Origin of the sequence: Hymenobacter elongatus (genome assembly GCF_004745955.1) — a bacterium.
GTDB classification, from domain to species: domain Bacteria; phylum Bacteroidota; class Bacteroidia; order Cytophagales; family Hymenobacteraceae; genus Hymenobacter; species Hymenobacter elongatus.
In genome coordinates this window covers 1-2,508 of the sequence record NZ_SRLD01000090.1, presented here as the reverse complement: position 1 = coordinate 2,508, position 2,508 = coordinate 1, and the positions used below count along the sequence as shown (strand labels likewise).

2 protein-coding genes are annotated in these 2,508 nt (G+C 63.8%); both read right to left on the bottom strand.

Annotation, left to right across the window (positions count from 1 at the left end; genetic code table 11):
- A partial coding sequence (locus E5J99_RS20810; RefSeq protein WP_135499729.1) for an SGNH/GDSL hydrolase family protein occupies positions 1-1,495 on the bottom strand: 1,495 nt, incomplete at its 3' end.
- A gap of 214 nt (positions 1,496-1,709) precedes the next feature.
- The coding region (locus E5J99_RS21545; RefSeq protein WP_167852276.1) for a T9SS type A sorting domain-containing protein at positions 1,710-2,508 on the bottom strand (799 nt) is incomplete at its 5' end.

Genomic DNA, 2,508 nt, shown 5'->3' with positions numbered 1-2,508 from the left:
CGGGCGGCGGACTGGCATTGACGCTCACGGTGACCTGGTCGGCGGGGCTGGTGGCGCCCAGGTTGTCGGTGACGACCAGGCTGAAGACGTAGCTGCCGGCCACCAGGCCGCTGAGGGTGGGGGCGGCGAGGGTTTTGGAGGAAAACACGGCCGTGTTGGGCCCGCTGGCCTGGCTCCAGGTGAAGCCCGCGACGGTGCCATCGGCATCGGAGCCCGCGCCGGCCAGCGTGGCCGTGCTGGTGGGCAGCGTCAGGCTCTGGTCCGGCCCCGCGTTGGCCACCGGCGCTTGGTTGCCGCTTGCCGGCTGGTCGATGACGACAAAGCTCCGGGTGAGAGGCGTGCCGAGGGTGCCAGTGCCGTTGGTGGCCGAATAGGGGGTAGCCGTCAGAGAATAGCTGCCTACGGACGGGGTCCAGGGATTATAGTTTCCGTTGTTGTCGCTATACAACGCGTACGGGGCCACGCTCTCGGTTTGATTCTTCGTCTCGGCCCCACTCAGGGCAAATACCACGCTGCCCACCGGCGAGCCGGTGCTATTGGCCCGCACATTCAGGTTGCGCGTGGGCAAGGTGGCCAGGTTCAGCGTGGCCCCGTCCGTCAGCAGCTGGATATCCTGCTCCGTGTCGGCATTCACCACCGTAAAGCTGGCAATGGCCGGTCCGTTGCCGGACGGCGGGGCAAAGGTGGCGGCAATGGTCTTGTTGCTGCTCATCGTCACGGTCAGCGGATTGGCCGTGCCCGTAGCGCTGCCGCTCCAGCCCGTGAACTGCTGCCCGCTGCCCGCTGTAGCCGTGAGCGTGACGGTGCTGCCGTTAGCGTACGTAGCCTGATCCGGGCTTTTGCTCACCGTGCCGTTGCCGCTGGTGTTGACCGTCAGCGCAAAAGAACCCGCTGGCTCGAGCAGGGTTTGAAGAGTAGTATACCAGCGCGCCGCCATTTTTTCCTCCCCGTCCGGCGTCAGGTGGACGCCGTCGTAGGTGTCGGTGGCCGGATCAAACCCCGTATTCTGGTCCACGATAATCACCGGCGACTGGGCCGTTGATTTTTGCTGGGCCAGGGCGGGCAGCAACGCATTCAAGGCCGTGATGTTGCTGTTGCCGGGGCTGAGCGCAACGGGCAGCATCTGCGCCAGGATAATCTTTACCGTCGGTTTGCCCAAGCGCAGCTTATCAATAAGCTCTCCTAGCTCGTCCCGCGTGCCGGTGATGCTTTGATCCTGAATCAGGTCATTCGAGCCGGCATGTACCAGCACCACGTCGGGTTGGGAGGTCTCAGCCCAGCTCTGAGCTTCCGCCAGCAGCTCGTCGGCCCGCCACCCCCAGTGGCCTTCATGGTCGAGGTCGAAATCAGGGTTTGGTGGTGGCCCTCCGAAGTTGATGTTTAGCGAGCCCACGAAATCGACACTGTAGCCGCCGGCCTGAAGTTTATGCCACAGCGGCCGGCGGTAGGAATTATGCGTATCATCGCCCTGCGTGGTAGAAGCGCCAAGGGGCATTATTTTTACCTGCGCCACACTAGCGCGAGGTCCGCCTAGCACCAAGGTCAACCCAAAAAGTAACCACCAGGGGACACGGGGATAAAGAAACCAGATTCGGAAAGGGATGACGGGCATAGGTGCGGGGAAATAAAGTGAAGGATCGGGTCCTGGATAGGGGAGCCAATTACTTCCCCACCTGCTGTCGATCCAATGACTCACAGGTTCTGTGTCATTAGCGGAACAATTTGTATTGCACGTGGCGGCGGACGCCGGACAGGCGCAGATAGTACAGGCCAGGGGCTAGCACGGGGTCTGATAAATTCAGCTCTGTATAGGTACTGCCGGGGGCCACCCGCAGGTTGCCCTGGGCCACGGTGCGGCCGAGCGGCGAGACCAGCGTGTAGGTGAGGGCAGTGCCCAGCTCCGCTGGAAACTCCACCGTGTAGCGCCCCGTCGGCGACGGGTTGGGATAGATAGCCGAGTTCGGAGCAAAAATCCGGGTCATGGCGCTGGTAGCAGTAGCTTCAGCATCGGGGAGCGTTGTATTGGGGGCCATAGCCCCGCCCGTAGCCTTCCAGACCTCGATGCCGGAGATATTGGCCGCCCCGCCGGAGGTGGTCAGCTGCAGCTGGCCGGGGGCGGCCAGACTTGTCTCGAAGGGCCCGAGCTTTTTCCAGGTGCCGGCGGGGCCGGAGTTGTAGGTGCTCAGCACGGCTTGTCCGTTGAGGGCCAGGGCGAAGGTTTCGGCGTTGTTGTCCTCCCACACGTAGGCCCAGACCCGGTACTGGCCCGCGGGCACGGCCGAGAGCGTGACGTTGAGGCTGCCGAAGGCATAGACCGAACTGCGGATCATGCCCGTACGGGGCGCATCGGTGGCGGGCAGCAGGGCGATGGTGTTGTTGGCGAAGGCCGTGCCGTTGGTAGAATAGTTGGGGGCCGTGCTGCCCTGCCAGGCATTACCGTCGAGCGTGAGCGCCGCCCCGGCCAGGTCGATGGCCCGGTAGAAGGCATAGGTGCCGGCGGGCGGCGGA